This window comes from Protofrankia sp. CiP1_Cm_nod1, assembly GCF_920888515.1.
In the GTDB taxonomy this organism is placed as follows: domain Bacteria; phylum Actinomycetota; class Actinomycetes; order Frankiales; family Frankiaceae; genus Protofrankia.
In genome coordinates this window covers 2,094-3,540 of sequence record NZ_CAKKTM010000101.1, presented here as the reverse complement: position 1 = coordinate 3,540, position 1,447 = coordinate 2,094, and the positions used below count along the sequence as shown (strand labels likewise).

Annotated in this window: 2 protein-coding genes; both read right to left on the bottom strand. The window is 71.1% G+C overall.

Going from position 1 to position 1,447, the window contains the following annotated elements:
- Nucleotides 1-443: 443 nt before the first annotated feature.
- Entirely contained in the window at nt 444-1,034 is a 591-nt protein-coding gene (locus NBX02_RS05135) for a DUF6036 family nucleotidyltransferase (RefSeq protein ID WP_250290219.1), read from the bottom strand.
- The coding region (locus tag NBX02_RS05130; RefSeq protein WP_250290218.1) for an XRE family transcriptional regulator at nt 1,031-1,447 on the bottom strand (417 nt) is incomplete at its 5' end. The genes NBX02_RS05130 and NBX02_RS05135, both read right to left, overlap by 4 nt.

The following is a 1,447-nucleotide window of genomic DNA, read 5'->3' as shown; positions in this document are numbered from 1 at the left end:
TCTCCGCCACGCTCGCGGCGGAGGTCGCCGCCCGCGAGGCCACCGGCACACCGCGCAAGGCGGCCCTCGCGGCGGTGGCGGCCGAGCACGGCGTCCCCCGCCGTCTCGTCTACGACGCCGTCCTCGCCGCCAAGAACGACCGCGGCCGAACCGACCGGGGACATCAGCGCGGGTGAGCGCCGGCCCGCGCCGGACGCCGGCTGGCTGCTCCGGCCATACAAGGGTCTGGACGTCCTGTCGCGGGCGCTCGTCGCTGGCCCACCCGACGTGCGCCCGAGCGTCGCCGGGAGTTCTGGGGCGGGCTTGAGGGAGGACGGACCCGGCGACCGCGAAGGTCTCCGCGCAGGCCCGCTGGTACACCCCGACGCCGGTGTCAACCGGTTACGTCTATGCCAACGCCAACCCGCTGACCTACAACGACCCCGACGGCCATTTCGCGCTTGCTATTCCGTTGATAGCTGCTGTCGGCTGCGGGTGAGCATCCGGGCTGCCCGTTCGGCGAGGAGGCGGATCTCGCCTGGCACGTCGGTACCGTCGACAATGAACTCGAGCATGCCGGGGTCGGTGTAGTGACGATAGATCAGCGCTTCGAGCTCGTCGGCGGTCGCGTCGGTCGTGCCGGTGCGCGCGGCGAGTTCGCGGATATCGTCGGCGTCCCTGCGGCGCTGGGCGATCAGCTTCGTGGCGAGAAGGAACTCGTCAGACGCGTACCTCACGTGGAGTCCGGGGGTAGGGACGTGCGCGAGGGCAGCCGGCGGTAGTGGCGGCATCCACATGGCCGCGCGGGTGTTGAGCCAGTTCTCCGGCAGACCGTCCTCGCGGGCGATCGCCCGGGCCTCGTCCAGGACGGCCTGGTCGCGGGTGATCGCGTCGACGTCTTCCGTGCGCCGCAGATCCCGGTTGGAGGTCGCCGCGATGGCCGCACCGCCGACGATGAACACAGCGGCTGAGACGCCGCGTGCCCGTAGCCGTTCGTCGAGCCTGGCCAGGAGTGAAATGATCTCCGTGGCGGAGAACTCGTGCCGGTCGTTCACGCTGTGACCAGGTCACGGGCTGGGACGAAGATATTGAGCCTCTTCAGGTAGTCCGGAGTCCGGGTGATGATTTCCGCTCGGTCGAGGAAGGGATGCTCGGGAACCCAGGGCTGAGGCAGACGCGTGGGCTCGCACCACGTCGGCGGTTCAACTCCGGCCCGCTCGAACTCCCGCCGCGCCAAGACGGCCAGCAGGGCATCGAAGCCCGCGCTGCCCGTGGTCGCCGGGACGGCCTCCCAGGCGGCAGCCGATCCGTCGCGCCGCTCCAACAGCAGGCGTAGATGGTCACGGCCCTGAAGGAGCATCCGCCACGCCCACTCCTCGTCGTCGGCGGCGCGGACAGCCTTGGCGGTCACCGGCGCGGACATCAGCCGTGAGGCGCGCGCGACCGCCAGCGCGCGGGCGATGCGCCG